Consider the following 514-nt stretch of genomic DNA (forward strand, 5'->3'; position numbering starts at 1 on the left):
GTCGAACTCCTCGGCGAAGGCGGCCTCGAGGTGCCGGCGCGAGGGCTCCGGCAGGAAGGAGCCGCGGATGCCGTTCAGCATGAAGCCACGCAGGTCGGCCAGGCCGAAGCCGAAATCCTCCACCATCATCCGCCAGCAGCGCGTGGGCGTGACCTGGTGGGGCGGCGGGTCGTCGGTATTGGGATGGATGAGCAGCCCGGCGGCGGGCATGCGGCGGATCGGGTGGTCCTGTGCCCAGCGCTCGGGCGGCAGGGTCCGCAGGTAGTAGGAATTGGTCGGCACCACCGTGAAGAGCACACCGCGTTCGGCGCAGCGCGCACCCATCTCGGGGTCCTCGAGGACGGTGTAGCCGTGGTCGATGCGCTCGATGCCCAGCAGGTCCAGCGCGGTCTCGACGTTGCGGGGATGGCAGCCGAACTCGCCGGCATGGGCGGTGAGCCGGAAGCCCCCCTGCTTCGCCATGCGCCAGGCCTTCCAGAAGAGCTCCGGCGGGCGGTCCGTCTCGCGATAGTCG

General features: G+C 70.4%; 1 protein-coding gene. It reads right to left on the reverse strand.

The genetic code is table 11. The features are described from left to right. Positions 1-514 (reverse strand): adenosine deaminase family protein (locus AC1DWF_RS38780; protein WP_476843703.1); only part of this gene is annotated, 514 nt, incomplete at both ends.

Source organism: Aminobacter sp. P4_D5 (assembly GCF_056401815.1).